Genomic DNA, 16,426 nt, shown 5'->3' on the forward strand with positions numbered 1-16,426 from the left:
GGCCCCGGGGGGGCCCCCCCCCCCCCCCCCCGAACCGATGACGAGCACATGGCAGTCGCTTCTGTTTTCCATGCCCATGAAAGTCCCCTCTGTGTGTACTTATAGTAGTGCGGGAAAGATAAAGCCGTGTATGAAGGCTGTGCGAACAAAAAAAAAGTGTATTCTACCTGCGGAACAGCAGAATACCTGCTGTACCGAGGAGAAACAGACCGGCAACCGGAATCGGGGTTTTGGTTGGCGCGGGAGGCACGGTATCCGTCGGGACACCAGCAGTCTGGGTTGGAGATTCAGTGGGAGCTGTGGTTGTTTCAACCGGAACCGGCTGAAGAGTGACCCGGACATCCTCAACATCTCCTGCTTTGAACACCCGGGTGATCGTGGAAACTGCATATCCGTCCTTTGAAAAACTCAGCGTATGTGATCCGGGAGACACGGCTGAAATCTGCAGCCACTCATTTCCGGACTGGGTAATACCGGCATAGTCATCATCCAGAAACACCACTGCACCGGCAGGTTCGGAATGAACACGGACACCGGCCTGTCGTTCATCCTTGGTCTGATCCGAGTACACGCCGACGATCTTGTCGGAGAGTACCTGAACGGTCGTAGTAAAGTCGTGGTACCCGGCTTTTACCACACGGACATCATGTTCAGTCGGGGAAAGATTGGGAATGGTCACTGTTCCGGACTTGACGCTCGCGTAGTACATGTCATCAATATAGACATCAACCTCGGGCATTGAGGAGGTGATCCCGATCGAACCCGGGCCTTTATAGAACTGCATCACGGCATCAACCTTCGTTGTTTCACCGGAACGGACGAAAACTTCGTCTGACCAGGTGAAGTACTCCGAGGACTGAATGCTGACCAGGTGGTTGCCCGGTCGGACCTCGGCGGTTCCGGGAGAATCCATGACATACGTATGATCGATGTACACCTGACCACCGGTCGGGCTGGTGGTTACCGCGATATATCCCGGTGCATCCTCCGCCGCAACTGGGATGATACAAAGTGCGGCAATCAGGATGAACAGTACGGGAACAACTGTTCGCTTCATAGAAAATCAATTCGCGCCGGAACGTTGTTAAGATGTCGGTCGTGAGAAAAAAAAGAAATTAGTACATCCGCCGGACAGCGAATGCCGCAGCGGCTGCAAGGCCCGCGAAGGCCAGAATCGGGAAGGGGGACTGCGCCGGTGCCGTCGGAACAGAGGCCGGAGACATGGTCACATCCATTTCCACGGTCTGTCCTGCGATAAACTGGACATACTGAGTCCAGTCGTTGTAGCCGGTATGCTGAAGCAGCAGCGTGTGCTGACCTTCGGAGATATCAGAGAGAAACACCGGCGTGTATCCGCGGAAGACGTTATCCACATATACCTCTGCACCGGATGGAGTTGACTCTACATGGAGTCCAGCATTGCCCGACGGTGTCGGTTCGTTCTGAGTCAGCGTTACACTCATCGTACGGATCTCGTTCGGAGACAACGTCACGGTTGAGGTGTAGGTGTTGTAACCATCCAGTTTCAGCATGACCGCGTGTGACCCTGCTGTAAGCGGGCCGATATTCATATAGTTCACCGAACTTCCCGAAGAGTAGCCGGTGTTGCCGCAGTAGTTACCGTCAACATACACCGCAGCTCCCGATGGGTAGGAGGCAATCTTCAGATAGGCGTCTGCACTGGTGATCAGGTTGGCATCAATATATACAGTACTGCCCGTACTGACAGTGACCGTCTGCTGATACACTTCATATCCGGCATAGGAGATCGTCACCTGATGGGATGTTCCGGCAGTGACACTGATCACTTCCGGCGTATTGTCACGGTAGTTGCCGTCCACGTAAACATTCGCACCCGATGGTGTTGAGTGGACACTGATGTATCCGTAGGTAACAGACGAGCCAAGAGAGGCATGTACCTGGGTGGTGTCTCCGGGAGAAACACGATAGGTCCCATACCATGTGTCGTAGCCCGGCTTTTCCATGCGGATAGCGTGGGAGCCTGCATCGACGGAGACCACGAGCGGTGAGGTTCCTTTGTAGATGCCGTCCACATACACATTTGCACCAGACGGTGATGAAGAAATATCAAGATATCCTGTCTGGACTACAGGAGTCAGAACCGCATTGACGGTGATGTACTGATCAGTGTATACATCACCGATGTAGTGATGATAATCATAGTACCCGTTTTTGGAGACAGTGATGTCGTGATCAATCGGCGTTGCCGTGGTATGTACGATGATGTTACAGGGGGTTGTTCCCTGATATGTTCCGGCGTCATAGACTTCGGCACCGGACGGGGATGAGGTCACGCTGATAGTCGCCGTCTCGCCGCCGACGGAGCCGATAACCTCCGCAGCCGCAGGGGCTGCCAGTAGTGCGGTGCAGGCAAGCAGGACCAGCACAAGATGATATTTGTTCATGGCAAATGAATAATCGTCTGCTAAGGTGAAATACTCATCGGTCGAAAATGCAAAGCCGGCGGATCGCTTCTTCACCGGTCACGCCGGTCTTAGCCCCGCGAAGGACAGCAGCAGGTGTTGCTGCAGAAACAGGAGATTTCAGGAGGTCTTCAATGGTGGAGATGCCGGTGACTTTTGCCGCAGGAATACCAAGTTTTTCAAAGACAGCAAGATCGAAAAATCCGCAGCCGACAAACCCGGCAGATGATTTCGCAAAGATCAGATTGGCGGGCCCGAGTTCGAGACAGTAGGCATCGGCAGCAATACCGGGACCGGTAATGAGAGCGTGATCAGGAGAGAGATACTCAATCTGCATATGAGTTCATTTCACATTCTTTCCTAAAACAGTTTGTCCATAACCCAATACACAAAAGGTATGGGTATCAGCGGCACACAATCTATACAATGATTCGGGAGATACGACAGTACGGCGATCCGGTTCTTGCAGCATCGGCAGAGACCGTGCCGGAGATGACGCAGGAAGTGCGGGACGTGCTGACCGACATGTGGGATACGATGACAGCGAACCGGTGTGTTGGCCTTTCCGCACCACAGATCGGTGTCTCACTCCGGTTGTTTGTGATCAATGCAGGCGGGGTTGTGATCCGGGGTGCGAATCCTGAGGTGCTCGCGGAAGGTGCACCGGTTGAAGACGTGGAAGGAAGTCCCTGCATTCCCGGCATCCAGCGTCCGGTCCGGCGTCCGAGAAAAATCACGGTCCGGTATCTGGACGAAGGCGGTGAAGTGGTCGAGGGTGAACTGAAAGGTGTTGCCGCCCGGGCGTTTCTGCACGAGAAGGATCATCATGAGGGTGTGCTCTTTATCGATCATCTCAAGCCGGGCATGCGAAAGCTGATCCAAAAGGATCTGGACAGGATTGCGGGCAACAGAACATAAAGTTCTCAAACCAAAAGCAGATATTCTTCCAAGGGAAAAATAAATTTCATGACTACCCCTCCGTCTCCGGAAGAGATTGCCGCACTTGTCCCGAAAATTCGTGCGGACTCGGAAAAGCTTGCACAACGAAAAGGCTGGATGCTCAACCCGAACACACCGATTGCCGACTCGGTCATTGAAGGACTCGCCCGCAACAAGCTGGTGCGGGGAAAGCGGTACTGTCCGTGCAGACTTCCGAGCGGCAACCCCGACGTTGACAAGCTCTTTATCTGTCCGTGCCGGGATGCGGAGAAGGATGTGGAGACGGACGGACACTGCCACTGTTACTTCTTCTATATGAAATAATTCTTTTTTCTCTGCGGTAAGTAATTTATATTGATTAACTCCTATCTCTATAGGATGGATAAAAAAGTGTTGTATGGGGTAGCAGGGCTTTGCCTTGTTTTTGCTGTCCTGATGGCAGGGTGTGTAAACACTCCGGCCGAGGACGACAAAAAACTCTATGTTGTTGGTATTGATGCAGAATATCCGCCGTTCTCGTACCTTGGGGACAACGGTGAGTTCGTCGGTTTTGATGTCGATTCGGTGAAGTGGATCGCAGAGCAGAAGGGATTCAACGTCAAGATTCAGGCTGTTGCATGGGACGGAATCATTCCTGCACTGCAGACCGGAAAGATTGACATGGTGTACTCCGGTATGTCCATTACGCCGGATCGTTTAGAGAAGGTAAACTTCACCATCCCGTACTGGCAGGTCAATCAGGGTATTGCCGTGAAGACCGGCTCTGATGTGACGATGGATCAGTTTACCAATGGTACAATCGTGATTGGTGTGCAGCGCAGCTGTTCCGCAGACCAGTGGATGCAGAAGGCAGAGGATGAGGACGGACTCTTCGGTGAGGAGAAGTACAACCAGCTGGTAAAGAACGGCAACATTAAGCTGTATGACTCCTTCCCGATGTCGATGGTCGCACTTGAGCAGGGACTTGTTGATGCAGTTATCTTCGACGATGTAAACATTGAGAGCTACATCCAGGGCAAGCCGCAGTTCACGATGCTTGGTTCCATTGAAACCGGCGAGTACTACGCGGTTGCTGTCCGCAAGGAGGACAACGATCTCCGTGAGCTGATGAACGCAGGCATCACCGAGCTTATGGCATCCGAGAAGTGGAACGAGCTGATTGGACAGTATATCGTCGAGGATGTAGTTGAGCCGACAGTAAACGAGACGGTTGTTGCGACCACCACGCCGGTGAACACAACCGCAACCGTTACAGCAAACACTACAGCTGTTGAAACGACTCCGGTAGCGACCACTGCATAAGCTGGGATAATCTGCCCGACGGCAGATTTTCTTTTTTTTCTCTGTCCAAGAGATCAGGACAGTTGTCCAAGAGAAGAAAAATAGTTTTTGTATTATTCGATGGTACGTACGGCTTTTGCCGGAGAACCGACCATAATGGTGTCAGGCGGGACGTCTTTTGTCACAACGGATGCAGCACCGATGATGGAGTTTTTTCCGATGGTGATGCCGGGAAGTACAGTGACTCCTGCCCCAACCCAGACATTGTCTTCGATCACGATCGGTTTGCAGATGGTGGTTCGCCGGTCGTTGGGATCAGTCAGATGGTTGATGGTGATCAGATTCACCCGCGGGCCTATCAGGACATCATCGCCGAGGGTAATTCCTCCCCGGTCCATGAAGACACAGTCAAAGTTGATGAATACCCGTTTGCCCACCCGGATATTTTTTCCGAAGTCGGTGTGAAACGGGGGCAGAAGGCCAAAGGTTTCGTCAACCCCGGTTCCAATAAGCCGTGAGAAGATGGATCGCACTTCCGCTTCTTCGTGGTATCCGGTGTTGAGTTCGGCGGTAATTTGCTGGGCTTCGCGGATGAGCTGACTGATGGTATCATAGTCGGGTTCGTAAATGGAGACGGGAACACCTAAACGGTCACGTTCAAGAATATCGGGGGATGACATAGTTGTATCTGTATCTGCTCTGCTGCAACAAAAGGATTGCAGAAAAAAGTGATGTGATCTGTCAGTCAGTGGAGGAGGGACAAAATACGGTACGCCATGTGTGCAGCATTTTCCCCGCCGTCAACAGACTCGCACGTCACTTCGTGCCGTGCTCGGCTCCTGACCAGGGGTCAGTCGCCCATGCACGCAACCGGCACACGCATTATGGATACAAAGATAAAATACGGTACGCCATATGCGCAGCATTTTCCCCGCCGTCAACAGACTCGCACGTCACTTCGTGCCGTGCTCGGCTCCTGACCAGGGGTCAGTCGCCCATGCACGCAACCGGCACACGCATTATGGATACAAAGATAAAATACGGTACGCCATATGCGCAGCATTTTCCCCGCCGTCAACAGACTCGCACGTCACTTCGTGCCGTGCTCGGCTCCTGACCAGGGGTCAGTCGCCCATACACGCAACCAGCACGCATTATGGATACAGAGATAAAATACGGTACGCCATATGCGCAGCATTTTCCCCGCCGTCAACAGCCATACAGGCAACCGGCACACCTTTCGGCATCTGGGCAATGGAGAGTAAAGCATCAAGACCTCCTGCAATCTTTCCCGACACCGGCACACCGATCACCGGCTTTGGAGTTCTTGCCGCAACCACACCCGGAAGCGCCGCAGACATTCCCGCAATGCAGATGAACACCTTTGCATCACTTGCCTTCACATAACTGTCCAGTTTCTCTGCATCGCGGTGGGCAGAGAGAATCTGCATATCATACGGGATTCCATACTGCGCGAGCGTATTCACAACTTTATCGATAATAGCCTGATCTGATGCCGATCCGGCAATAACTGCAACATCTGCCATGAATATAAGTATTGTCTCTTCACATATATGTACAAACAGCCCTGATACCATGTATAACGAAACACTTCTCATGATGCCGGGACCGGTTCCGATGCCGGAGTCCGTCCGAAACGCGATGACAAAACAGGCGATCAACCACCGCAGTAAAGAATTCGGCGACTGCTATGCAGACATTGTCCGCGTCTTAAAGCCGGTGTTCGGCACCAAAAACGATATGCTTGTGCTCTCCGGATCGGGAACCGCAGGACAGGAGGCTGCACTCGGATCCTTTGCAAGGGGCAAGAAGGTGGCATCCCTCGTTAACGGAAAATTCGGTGAGCGACTCGGCCAGATTGCCGCAATCTACGGCGAGTCCGTCATGATCGAGTCTGAGTGGGGACACCCGTTAAACCTCGAAGGACTCAAAGAAGCTCTGGAGAACGGCGCAGAAGTCGTCACCCTCGTCCACAACGAAACCTCCGCGGCAATCCTCAACCCCGCAGAAGAGGTAGGGAAACTCGCACGTAAATACGACGCGCTCTTTATCCTCGATGCCATCACCTCAATTGGCGGAGATGTTGTCGAGACTGACAAGTGGGGTGCGGATGTTGCAATCGTCGGCTCCCAGAAATGTCTTGCAGCTCCCGCAGGGCTGGCCGCAGTTTCCGTATCCCAGCGTGCATGGGATCGTCTCTCCGAGACACGCCCCTTCTACCTTGACTTAAAGAAGGCAAAGAAATCCGCTGACGGCAATCCGATGGAGACACCGAGCACCCCTGCAGTTCCACTCTTCCTTGCACTCCGCGAGGCGTGCAGACTCATCGAAGAGGAGGGGCTGGACAATCGCATTGCACGTCACCACAAAATGTCTGCTGCAGTCCGTGCCGCGGGCGCTGCATGGGGACTTGCGCCTGTGCCGCAGGTTGACGCACTTCATAAAGCATCGAACACCGTTACCGGTTTCTTCTATCCGGCAGGTATTGAGGATTCCCAGATTCGCGGTGTCTGCAAGAAGATGGGTATCGAGTTTGCCGGAGGACAGGACCGGTTCAAGGGCAAGATCTTCCGGATCGGCAACATGGGCATCATCGACACACCGGAGATTCTCGCAACCGTTGCAGCTGTGCAGATGGCGTTCAAGAAGGCCGGATATACACTCGAAGGCGACGGTCTTGCCGCTGCAGTCGAGGTTTTGTCCTCATGATCATCGGTGTAGCCGACACAACGTTCGCCCGCGCCAACATGGGCGCGTTTGCCGTTGACGAACTGAAGAAGCATACCAGTGCCCGCATTATCCGCGTAACGGTTCCGGGAGTGAAGGATCTCCCGGTCGCCGCAAAAAAACTCATCGAGGAGGAACGGTGCGATATTGTCATGGCGCTTGGGATGCCGGGCGGAAAGGATCAGGACAAAATCTGTGCCCATGAAGCCTCGCAGGGCATCATGATGGCGCAGCTGATGACCAACAAGCACATCATCGAGGTATTCGTCCACGAGGACGAAGCGAAAAATGATGCAGAGCTTGCATGGCTGCTGGAACAACGGACACGCGAACACGCAGTCAATGTTGTGCTGATGCTGACACGCCCGCAGGATATGACGAAGCTCGCCGGAACCGGTCAGCGTCAGGGATTCGCTGACGCCGGACCTGCCCGGAGGTAATCTTTTTTGAACATTTGCAGAAAAGACTATATAATTTCCCTGTGAGGTATTCATATGAAAAATGTTGAAATGAAACTTGAAGGAAACATTCTGACCATTAAAGTAGATATCACCAAAGAGTTCGGTGTATCCAGTTCCGGAAAGTCCATCATCATCGCCTCCACCGAAGGCAATCAGGCAATCGTTCCGGACCACGACGTCAAGATCGGCTTAAACGTGTACCGCAAGAACACCAACTAACTCTTTTTTTCTTTTGTGTTGGTGTCAGATTCATTCTTTTCCAACAGATACTAATTATATGATAAACGATTATTGATAGATTACGACATCCGCCAAACACTGAGGGTACGATAATGCATACTGTTCTTGAATTATTGGCAATTCTTCAACAAAAAGAAGAACATAAGGCTATAGAAGCGAAACCAGGAAATGAGGTTGGTCGGGATGTCAAAGAGACGATATCTGCATTTTCCAATACTACTGGTCTTGGCGGAGGATACATTCTTTTTGGTATTACGGAAAATCATTCAGACATCTCTAGATATCTTCCCACCGGAGTAAGCAAATCTGAAAAAGTGCAAAACGATCTCGCGACTCAGTGCAAAACCAACTTCAATATTCCGATCAGACCTGATGTTCAAGTCGATGTGATTAACGGCAAAACAATAATTGCCGCGTACATTCCTGAAGCTGATCCTGGCCAGAAACCAGTTTATATCCAATCCCTTGGTATGCAGAAAGGATCCTACATTCGTATAGGTGCCTGTGATCAACTCTGTACCGACAATGATTTCGCTATGTTATTTTCGGAACGAAACTCCAAACCGTACGATACTAGTCTACTGAATCAATTGTCTATTGATGACTTAGATCCGGATGCAGTCGCCGAGTATCGAAAACTGCGATCTCTTGCAGATCCATCCGCGTCAGAACTTCTGCTTGATAATCAGGCATTACTTCTTTCCCTCAAATGTATTGATGAGTCAAATGGAATTCTTCACCCTACTATTGCCGGACTCTATCTGTTTGGAAAGCGTGACACGTTAAAGCGTGAATATCCGATGAACAGATTGGATTATATTCGGGTTCAGGGAACCACATGGAATCCAGGTCTCACAAAATCTTACTACACCCTTGAAATGAATGAAGGATTATTTTCACTTCTACCACGGGTCGAAAGCGCAATCATGGATGACATTCCCCGTACAATAGGTTTGCCGGACTCCGGACTGTTCCGTGATGACTATCCATCTGTCCCCTCTCTTGTAATTCGAGAAGCCTTGGTTAATGCTGTTATGCATCGGGATTATCGAGTAAATAGTCCAACCCAAATAATACGTTATTCCGACAGAATCGAATTTCGCAATCCCGGTCACTCACTAAAATTGCATCTGGAGAAAGGAGATCCAGGATCAATTCTGAGGAATCCGCGCATTGCAAATGTTCTGCACGAAACAAAATATGCAGAAAACAAGGGGACAGGTATATCCATTATGTTACAGGAAATGAAAAAAGCAAACCTCTCTGTGCCCACTTTCATCTCTGACCGAGAAAACAATTTTTTTGCTGCAACAGTCTATCTCCATAATCTAGCCCAGGGAGATGAACTCTGTTGGATTTCCCAATTTAAGGAACATAATCTGACGAATCCAGAGATTCAGATACTTATGTTTCTTCGAGGTAATGGGACTGTAAAAAATGCTGACTGCCGAGATCTTTTGCAAATGGATTCTCTTGGGGTGAGTAATCTACTCAAACATCTCAGGTTGGTTGGGGTATTGCAACAACACGGCGGTGGACCTGGAACCTATTATACATTATCCGATAATTACTCCATTAAGATAAAATCCTCTGGCGAATTATATCCAAAACACGAATTTAAGGATCTAGAGATATCTAATCCTAAAAATCAGCAAAATTTTCAGTTAAACGATATTGCAAGAGTTGCCCCGCAGATGCCAGATAAGGATCTGGAGATTTCTAATCTAAAATCAAACCAAAATTTAGAGTTATCTAAGATTGGGAAGAGCCAGTTTCCGAATGACGTATACAGTGGTCTGGACAGGAATATACTGTTGACCCTTTTGCCGGGTCCGCTCAGACGGGATGTTGAGTCTCTGCCCGGACGTATAAATGAACAAGAAGCGCGTAGCCTAATCCGAAGGATTTGTACTTCACCATGTGGGTTCATGCCAAATCAGATTGCAACCATTCTTTCACGAAGGCGTGAATGGGTAATGTCGTATCTTCAGGTGATGCAGAATGAACAAATTCTTGAAATGGTCGATCCATCCCACCCCACTTCACGAAAACAGCGATATCGTACAATCTCCAGTAAAAAACAGAGTAATCTTGAAAAATATTTGTAAATGGTATTTACACGGTGTGAATCCGGAAATTCACTCTCAATCAACACGAAAGTTATGGGCTCTGGAGATATCATGTTAACAGGGTGCCGCATTGCAACTCTTTGAGTTTCAAACAATTCATCATCACAGAGGTCCTGTGTAAGGATAGAACAGTCAGTTTCTGATCGAACCCGCATTTTCAGGATACTGCATCAAGTATATCTCTCTATAACTCCCAACAGTATCACACTATCTCACAGGTGCTAAATTCGATGCGACTCGTAATGAAATTTGGAGGAACATCCGTCGGCGATGAAAAATGCATTGCCAATGTGGTCAATATCGTTAAGGAATCCCGCGATGCCGGAAACGAAATCGCCGTAGTGGTCTCTGCCATGACCCGCGTAACCGATCAGCTGATCGCAACCGCCGAAGAGGTCATCAACTGCAAACAGAAACCTGCTCTTGACGCGTTCATCACATCGATCCGCAGCCGGCATATGAAGGTGCTGGAGGCGGTTGCGCCTGACTACGTGGATGAGATTGGTGAGTACCTTGAGTCAAGGCTGAACAAACTTTCCAACATCCTGCTTGCTGTCCATAACCTCCGCGAACTCACTCCGCGGTCCAGGGACTACATTATCTCGTTCGGCGAGCGACTCTCCGCCCCGATCATCAGCGCCGCACTCCGGCAGGCCGGTGTGCCGAGTTGCTACATGAGCGGATGTGACGCAGGCATTCTGACCAACGGCGTGCACAACGGTGCAACGGCACTTCCCGAAAGTTACGCCCGCATTCAGGCGCGGGTTGGTGCACTCCTCACCGAACAGGTACCGGTCGTTATGGGATACATGGGCTGTGCGGCAGATGGTGCAGTCACCACACTCGGCCGCAGCGGCTCCGACTACTCGGGAGCAATCGTCGGGGCAGGAATTGATGCTGATGAGATTCTCATCTGGACCGATGTGGACGGCGTCATGACCACCGACCCCCGCCTCATTCCCGAAGCACGCGTGATAAACTCCATCTCTTTCCTTGAGATGATGGAAATGTCCTACTTCGGTGCAAAGGTCATCCACCCGCGGGCATTAGTTCCCGCGATGCAGAAGAACATCCCGGTCCGCGTCAAAAATACCTTCAATCCGTCTCATCCGGGAACGGTTGTCATCCGCGAACCACACGCAGACAAGAGAATCGTGAAAGCAATATCATTGATACAGAACAGCTGTCTTATCAAAGTCAGCGGGGCCGTCATGGCAGGCAAACCCGGTGTTGCCGGAGAGATCTTCACAACGCTTGCAGAAGCCGGCGTCAATGTAATGCTGATCTCACAGGGGTCGTCTGAGATGACCATCTCAATGATCATCACTGAGGAACAGCTGGATGCAGCACTCTCCGCACTTGCGGAGGTGAAGCAGAAAGGATTCATCCGTGAGTTCGATTTCGACCGCAACGTTGCAGTGGTCTCGGTTGTCGGAGCGGGAATGGCCGGGACCTACGGAACCCTGGGACGCATCTTCCACGGTCTCGGCGTTGCCGGCATTAATGTGATGATGATCTCACAGGGATCTGAGGTAAATGTCTCCTTTGTGGTCAAGCAGGCGGACGGTATCAGAGCAGTCCGGGCAATTCACGAAGAGTATCATCTGGAAGAAGAGGAAGAAGCATGAGCAGGAAATACTCATACAAAGACGCAGGTGTTGACATCAGCCTCGAGGCCGACGGCGTCAAAGCACTGATTCACCAGCTGAGCTACAAACGATCCGGCGGGCATGGTATGCTCGGTGATGTAGGCCACTTCGCCGGTCTGATTGATTTCGGATCCAAAGTTCTTTCGCTTTGTACCGACGGTGTCGGGACAAAGATGCGGGTCGCCGATGATATCGGCGACTGGACAACGGTCGGCATTGACTGTATTGCGATGAACGTGAACGACATGTACGTGATGAACATCGAGCCTGTCGCATTCGTTGACTACATCGCAACCGAAGGGATCGACACCGAACAGATGATTCAGATCGGCGTCGGACTGAACGAGGGAGCAAAGCGTGCAAACATGAACATCGTCGGCGGCGAGACCGCGACGCTGAAGGGCATGATCAATGGTCTCGATCTGGCAGGAACCTGTCTTGGCGTGCAGGACCGCGACCGCGTGGTTACCGGTGAGAAAATTGCTCCGGGAGATGTGATCATCGGTGTTGCAAGTACCGGTGTTCACTCAAACGGCTACACCCTGGCAAGAAAGATCGCAACCGAAAACGGCGGCTATGCAGCAAAACTTCCGTCCGGAAAGACGGTTGGCGAAGCGCTGATTACGCCGACCCGCATCTACTCCGAGGTACTGGATGTCTGCCGGGAGGTTGAGGTTCACGGGATGTGCCATGTGACCGGCGGCGGCCTCTTAAACTTCCTCCGCATCAGCGAGTACGGGTTTGCAATCGAAGATCCTATGCCGGTTCCGGAGATTTTACAGTGGATCAAAGAGATGGGTGAACTTGAGACGAACGAACTGTACCGGACGTTCAATATGGGCATGGGCTTTGCGTTTATTGTGCCCGAAGAAAGTGTTGCAAAGATTCTGGCAATGGTTGACGGCGCAAAGGTTGTGGGGCATGTGATTCCGGAGCACAAGGTTCTGCTGAAGGGTGTTGAGATCAACTAACTCTTTTTACCACAATTTCTATCTGTTTTCCCGTTGATATCTTCGTATGAAATATGCACATCTGTTCGCAGTGGTTCTGCTGCTCGGCTGTCTGGTACTTGCCGCAGGATGCGTGAATCAGGACGGCGGCGGAGATACGCCGGCACCCACGGTAACGCCGACGGAAACTCCGGCGCCGGTTGAATCGGTGAAGATTCTGCCGGACACGCCGGGTGTTACCTACACGCTGACGGCAAAGAAATCCACGGAGGAGGCAGGAAACGTTGAGCTGACGATGAAGGCGGTTGCAGCCCGCGATCTCCGCAAAGACGGATACAACATCCGCTACACGTTCTTTGTGTACAACACCGATGCATTTGCGGAAGGGTGGAGTCCTTCGAGTTATGATGAGGTTGTTACGGCCGGAGTTCCGTATGTGACCAAGATCGATAGGATCTATCCTGCAAACGAGCGGGTGATCAATGTGATGCTGCCGCGGGATGCAAGCGTGAAGACGTTTGATGTTACCAAGCCGTATGTGTACGGTGTGGTCGCGGTGGATGTCACCGTTTGATCCAAAACACTATAATCTTTTGCGTCCACTATTTTTTTATAATGAAAAAATATCGGATAATATCTCTTCTTCTCCTTGTTGCTGCGGTTGCTCTGATACCTGCGGCCGGGGCAAGTGATCTGAGTCTGTCGGGGACGTCAAGTGTCATCGCCGGAAATGATTTTGCGCTCTCCATCTCGGGAGGTGATCTGCTCGGGACGGTAACACTTTCGCTGACATCGGGCGACCGGCCTGACCTGAAGCTTCTTGCCGGACAGCCGGATGTGTCGGGGTCGGCAAGTTCTGCAACGGTGAAACTGGATTCCTCGGGCCGGGCACGCGTGCAGTACACGACAACGTCCGGCGGCGATCCGTCGACCCTCCGTTTCAAGGTCTCGGACGGTTCAAGTTCGGACACGACGTCGGTGTCGGTGACGCGGGGGTCGGTGAGTGCGACGGCGGTCTCAACGCCAAGGCCGACACAATCCTCCGGAGGTTATGCGATCGGATCGACGGTGGAGCTTTCCGGGGCAGCTCCCGGAACGAACAAGGTGTATCTGTTTGTGACCGGACCGAACCTGCCTTCAGCCGGTGCAAAGCTGTCAAACCCGTCGGTCGCCGCAGTAACGGATGATCCGGACACATTTGTGTCGCGGAGCGTAAGCAACGGACGCTGGAGCTATAAGTGGCAGACGTCCGGACGACTGGATGCGGGAACGTACACGATCTTTGCGGTGGACCGGCCGGCAAACCGGTACTCGCTCTCGGATGCGTCGTACTCGACCTATACGGTAACCCTCGGGCGGCCCTCGATGACTGCAGGAATTTCGGGCGGCACGTCGGGAACGGCGCTGCCGACCGAGGTTTCGACCACGGTTCCGACAACCGAGGAGCCTACCGCAACGCCGACACCGGAGCCGACACCGGAACCGAGCCTCTGGGATCAGATCGCAGCATGGTTTTCCGGACTGTTCCGCGTTTCGGCTGCGGAACCGATCGGGTATGTTCCGGAGAACGGGATGATCACCCTCTCCGGCACGACTATTTTCTCCACGGAAAAGGAGCTGGCCGTCTCCATTGAGCCGTACTTCACGGCGGCACCGAAGGGGTCGGTTCAGGAGTTTTCCGGATGGGCGGATGTGGTGCCGGTCGTCGCGGGTGATGACGGTGTGAACCTGTGGTCAGTGACTGCACCGGTGCCGGCGGGCGAGTACCTGGTAACGCTTGAGCCGATCGGCGGCGGGGCAGCGATGAGCTGGGGGATACAGGTTACTGCGTGAGATTATCTCACTCGCACGTACACTGAACGAAAACGTTGCCTCCTCTTTGCACACAATAGCAAAAAAAATTTCGCGGAAAATTTTCTCTAAAAATTATTTTTTTTCTTCGCGTCCGGCTTTCGTCTGCGCACCGGCTGCTCCGCCCGTACTTCTCCTTCAGCGCCGCAATTTTATCCGGAGCAGATGCTTCCGGCATCCCCACAATCAGCCGCGTGAAACGTTCCAGTCCCGTCAGCAGATTGTACGCGTTCTGCTTTGTATTGAACCATACCAGCCGAATCGATCGCATGAGAAAAAGCAACATCTCAAATGACCACATTGTAACCACATGTTTTTTTGAAAAGCATGAGGTTACAAATACATGCTTGCACAGATTAATGAGGGAGTACAACCATATACTTTGCTATGCCTGAACCGGAACTCATCCAGTACCTCCTCGATAGAAATCCCTGGTGGAGCGGAAGTTTCTCATCCCCGGGCATACGGCGGGAAAAATATCTGAAAAAAATCCGGCAGTATGTGGACACCGGAGAAATCACTGTACTGAACGGAATACGCAGGTCCGGAAAAACCACACTGCTCCTGCAAACGATCTATGATCTCATAGAGCAGGGAGCAGATCCAAAAAGCATCCTCTTTGTCAACTGTGACGAGCCGGAGGTACGTGCCATGAACGTGCCGCTTGGCACTATCCTCGAAACATATCAGCATAACATCTACGGCGGAGAGGGAGTGTTTTTGGTCTTCGACGAAATACAAAGCATATCCGGATGGGAACACTGGATAAAAGCCTGGTATGACCGCAAAAAATACCGGATAATGATCTCCGGTTCAACCTCATCGCTGCTGAACTCACAACTTTCTCCGGCGATCAGCGGACGATACCTCAAAATAACGGTACATCCCCTCGACTTCTCCGAGTACCTGCTGTTCAAGGGAGTTGAAGTGCCGGATGACCCGCTCAAAATCACCGCAAAACGCTATGAACTCCTCGGACACCTGAGAAATTACTTTGAAGAAGGAGGGTTTCCCGCAGGCATCTCCCTGCAGGACAAAGAACTGCAACGCGAGATAATCTCCGGATACTACGACTCGATCATTTTCCGTGACATCGAACGTATGCATGATATCAGGAATCCCCGCGTTCTGCACGAACTCATAGACTACCTGATGGCAAACATTGCCCTGCCGTATTCCTATGCAAAAATCGCAAAAATGCTGAACACCGACGGGGTTACCATCAAAGAATATGTATCCGCAGCTGAGGAGGCCTTTCTTCTCTACGAACTGCGATCCTTCAGTTATTCCCTCCGTGCCCAGAACGCAAGCCAGAAAAAAATCTATGCAGCAGACTCGGGCCTGCGGAATATAGTCTCGTTTCGCTTTTCCGCAGATGAAGGAAGACTCGCAGAGAATCTTGTGTACCTCTCACTCATTCAGAATACCTACAGGCCGTACTTCTGGAAAGGAAAGCACGAAGTTGACTTTATCATCCAGCATCGTGACAGAACACTTTCGGCGGTCAATGTCTGCTACACGGACGAAATCCCGGAACGGGAGTTTGCAGGACTGGAAGAATTTTCCAAAACATTTGGAGAGAAAACGGGAATGAAAATACTCATCACCAAAAATGTGGAGAAGAAAGAACGGGACATTCACTGCATCCCGTTGTATCGGTGGCTGCTGCTCTCGGCAAAATTCTATCTGCCGCAGCACTGATCCCCGGAAACATTTCCGCTCAGAAAAAAATCT

At 51.6% G+C, this 16,426-nt stretch carries 17 protein-coding genes; 12 read left to right on the top strand and 5 right to left on the bottom strand.

Annotated elements, in window-relative coordinates:
• Window positions 1-163: 163 nt before the first annotated feature.
• Genes O0S10_RS08800 through O0S10_RS08810 form a run of 3 tightly spaced genes read right to left on the bottom strand, consistent with a single transcriptional unit; the run spans window position 164 to window position 2,781 of the window.
• Window positions 164-1,057 carry a PEGA domain-containing protein gene (locus tag O0S10_RS08800; RefSeq protein WP_268925508.1) on the bottom strand — a complete coding sequence of 298 codons (894 nt, stop codon included), beginning with the start codon at window positions 1,055-1,057 and terminating at the stop codon, window positions 164-166.
• 58 nt (window positions 1,058-1,115) lie between these two features.
• Window positions 1,116-2,426, bottom strand: a complete 1,311-nt coding sequence (locus tag O0S10_RS08805; RefSeq protein WP_268925509.1) for a PEGA domain-containing protein — start codon at window positions 2,424-2,426, stop codon at window positions 1,116-1,118.
• Window positions 2,427-2,460: 34 nt separating this feature from the next.
• Window positions 2,461-2,781 carry a YunC family protein gene (locus tag O0S10_RS08810; RefSeq protein WP_268925510.1) on the bottom strand — a complete coding sequence of 107 codons (321 nt, stop codon included), beginning with the start codon at window positions 2,779-2,781 and terminating at the stop codon, window positions 2,461-2,463.
• 89 nt (window positions 2,782-2,870) lie between these two features.
• Between O0S10_RS08810 and O0S10_RS08815 the strand changes: the two genes are divergently transcribed.
• Genes O0S10_RS08815 through O0S10_RS08825 form a run of 3 tightly spaced genes read left to right on the top strand, consistent with a single transcriptional unit; the run spans window position 2,871 to window position 4,685 of the window.
• Complete coding sequence (locus O0S10_RS08815; RefSeq protein WP_268925511.1) at window positions 2,871-3,362, top strand: peptide deformylase; 492 nt, start codon at window positions 2,871-2,873, stop codon at window positions 3,360-3,362.
• 48 nt (window positions 3,363-3,410) lie between these two features.
• Window positions 3,411-3,707 (top strand): ferredoxin-thioredoxin reductase catalytic domain-containing protein, encoded by a 297-nt coding sequence (locus O0S10_RS08820; protein ID WP_268925512.1) that lies wholly within the window; start codon window positions 3,411-3,413, stop codon window positions 3,705-3,707.
• 54 nt (window positions 3,708-3,761) lie between these two features.
• Window positions 3,762-4,685, top strand: coding sequence for a transporter substrate-binding domain-containing protein (locus O0S10_RS08825; RefSeq protein ID WP_268925513.1), 924 nt, complete (start codon window positions 3,762-3,764; stop codon window positions 4,683-4,685).
• A 92-nt stretch (window positions 4,686-4,777) separates the two neighbouring features.
• Here O0S10_RS08825 and O0S10_RS08830 read toward each other — a convergent pair whose 3' ends face one another.
• On the bottom strand, window positions 4,778-5,344 hold the full coding sequence (locus O0S10_RS08830) for a sugar O-acetyltransferase (RefSeq protein WP_268925514.1): 567 nt from the start codon (window positions 5,342-5,344) through the stop codon (window positions 4,778-4,780).
• A 474-nt stretch (window positions 5,345-5,818) separates the two neighbouring features.
• Window positions 5,819-6,211 carry a 5-(carboxyamino)imidazole ribonucleotide mutase gene (locus O0S10_RS08835; protein ID WP_268925515.1) on the bottom strand — a complete coding sequence of 131 codons (393 nt, stop codon included), beginning with the start codon at window positions 6,209-6,211 and terminating at the stop codon, window positions 5,819-5,821.
• A 49-nt stretch (window positions 6,212-6,260) separates the two neighbouring features.
• Between O0S10_RS08835 and O0S10_RS08840 the strand changes: the two genes are divergently transcribed.
• The 9 genes from O0S10_RS08840 (at window position 6,261) to O0S10_RS08880 (ending at window position 16,393) form a co-directional block, all read left to right on the top strand.
• Entirely contained in the window at window positions 6,261-7,394 is a 1,134-nt protein-coding gene (locus O0S10_RS08840; RefSeq protein ID WP_268925516.1) for a pyridoxal-phosphate-dependent aminotransferase family protein, read from the top strand.
• Window positions 7,391-7,852 (top strand): riboflavin synthase, encoded by a 462-nt coding sequence (gene ribC / locus O0S10_RS08845; protein WP_268925517.1) that lies wholly within the window; start codon window positions 7,391-7,393, stop codon window positions 7,850-7,852. The genes O0S10_RS08840 and ribC overlap by 4 nt, the downstream gene beginning before the upstream one ends.
• A gap of 54 nt (window positions 7,853-7,906) precedes the next feature.
• Window positions 7,907-8,092 carry a hypothetical protein gene (locus O0S10_RS08850; RefSeq protein ID WP_268925518.1) on the top strand — a complete coding sequence of 62 codons (186 nt, stop codon included), beginning with the start codon at window positions 7,907-7,909 and terminating at the stop codon, window positions 8,090-8,092.
• A 113-nt stretch (window positions 8,093-8,205) separates the two neighbouring features.
• Window positions 8,206-10,221, top strand: a complete 2,016-nt coding sequence (locus tag O0S10_RS08855; RefSeq protein WP_268925519.1) for an ATP-binding protein — start codon at window positions 8,206-8,208, stop codon at window positions 10,219-10,221.
• Between the two features lie 263 nt (window positions 10,222-10,484).
• The gene (locus O0S10_RS08860) at window positions 10,485-11,870 is read left to right on the top strand and encodes an aspartate kinase (RefSeq protein ID WP_268925520.1); all 1,386 of its coding nucleotides are present in this window, start codon (window positions 10,485-10,487) and stop codon (window positions 11,868-11,870) included.
• Window positions 11,867-12,862, top strand: a complete 996-nt coding sequence (purM, locus tag O0S10_RS08865; RefSeq protein WP_268925521.1) for a phosphoribosylformylglycinamidine cyclo-ligase — start codon at window positions 11,867-11,869, stop codon at window positions 12,860-12,862. Before O0S10_RS08860 ends, purM begins: the two co-directional genes overlap by 4 nt.
• Before the next feature lie 46 nt (window positions 12,863-12,908).
• Window positions 12,909-13,415: a hypothetical protein gene (locus O0S10_RS08870; protein ID WP_268925522.1), complete on the top strand. Its 507-nt coding sequence runs from the start codon at window positions 12,909-12,911 to the stop codon at window positions 13,413-13,415.
• 41 nt (window positions 13,416-13,456) lie between these two features.
• Window positions 13,457-14,674 carry a hypothetical protein gene (locus tag O0S10_RS08875; RefSeq protein ID WP_268925523.1) on the top strand — a complete coding sequence of 406 codons (1,218 nt, stop codon included), beginning with the start codon at window positions 13,457-13,459 and terminating at the stop codon, window positions 14,672-14,674.
• Window positions 14,675-15,079: 405 nt separating this feature from the next.
• Window positions 15,080-16,393, top strand: a complete 1,314-nt coding sequence (locus O0S10_RS08880; RefSeq protein WP_268925524.1) for an ATP-binding protein — start codon at window positions 15,080-15,082, stop codon at window positions 16,391-16,393.
• The last annotated feature ends 33 nt before the right edge of the window (window positions 16,394-16,426 follow it).

Origin of the sequence: Methanocorpusculum petauri, assembly GCF_026891975.1 — an archaeon.
In the GTDB taxonomy this organism is placed as follows: Archaea; Halobacteriota; Methanomicrobia; order Methanomicrobiales; family Methanocorpusculaceae; genus Methanocorpusculum; species Methanocorpusculum petauri.

Coding starts and splice junctions, on each gene's coding strand:
- O0S10_RS08815 (WP_268925511.1), top strand. CDS start 2,871: ATGATTCGGGAGATACGACAGTACGGCGATCCGGTTCTTGCAGCATCG.
- O0S10_RS08850 (WP_268925518.1), top strand. CDS start 7,907: ATGAAAAATGTTGAAATGAAACTTGAAGGAAACATTCTGACCATTAAA.
- O0S10_RS08840 (WP_268925516.1), top strand. CDS start 6,261: ATGTATAACGAAACACTTCTCATGATGCCGGGACCGGTTCCGATGCCG.
- O0S10_RS08830 (WP_268925514.1), bottom strand. CDS start 5,344: ATGTCATCCCCCGATATTCTTGAACGTGACCGTTTAGGTGTTCCCGTC.
- O0S10_RS08880 (WP_268925524.1), top strand. CDS start 15,080: ATGCCTGAACCGGAACTCATCCAGTACCTCCTCGATAGAAATCCCTGG.
- O0S10_RS08860 (WP_268925520.1), top strand. CDS start 10,485: ATGAAATTTGGAGGAACATCCGTCGGCGATGAAAAATGCATTGCCAAT.
- O0S10_RS08800 (WP_268925508.1), bottom strand. CDS start 1,057: ATGAAGCGAACAGTTGTTCCCGTACTGTTCATCCTGATTGCCGCACTT.
- O0S10_RS08855 (WP_268925519.1), top strand. CDS start 8,206: ATGCATACTGTTCTTGAATTATTGGCAATTCTTCAACAAAAAGAAGAA.
- purM (WP_268925521.1), top strand. CDS start 11,867: ATGAGCAGGAAATACTCATACAAAGACGCAGGTGTTGACATCAGCCTC.
- O0S10_RS08835 (WP_268925515.1), bottom strand. CDS start 6,211: ATGGCAGATGTTGCAGTTATTGCCGGATCGGCATCAGATCAGGCTATT.
- O0S10_RS08805 (WP_268925509.1), bottom strand. CDS start 2,426: ATGAACAAATATCATCTTGTGCTGGTCCTGCTTGCCTGCACCGCACTA.
- ribC (WP_268925517.1), top strand. CDS start 7,391: ATGATCATCGGTGTAGCCGACACAACGTTCGCCCGCGCCAACATGGGC.
- O0S10_RS08825 (WP_268925513.1), top strand. CDS start 3,762: ATGGATAAAAAAGTGTTGTATGGGGTAGCAGGGCTTTGCCTTGTTTTT.
- O0S10_RS08870 (WP_268925522.1), top strand. CDS start 12,909: ATGAAATATGCACATCTGTTCGCAGTGGTTCTGCTGCTCGGCTGTCTG.
- O0S10_RS08875 (WP_268925523.1), top strand. CDS start 13,457: ATGAAAAAATATCGGATAATATCTCTTCTTCTCCTTGTTGCTGCGGTT.
- O0S10_RS08810 (WP_268925510.1), bottom strand. CDS start 2,781: ATGCAGATTGAGTATCTCTCTCCTGATCACGCTCTCATTACCGGTCCC.
- O0S10_RS08820 (WP_268925512.1), top strand. CDS start 3,411: ATGACTACCCCTCCGTCTCCGGAAGAGATTGCCGCACTTGTCCCGAAA.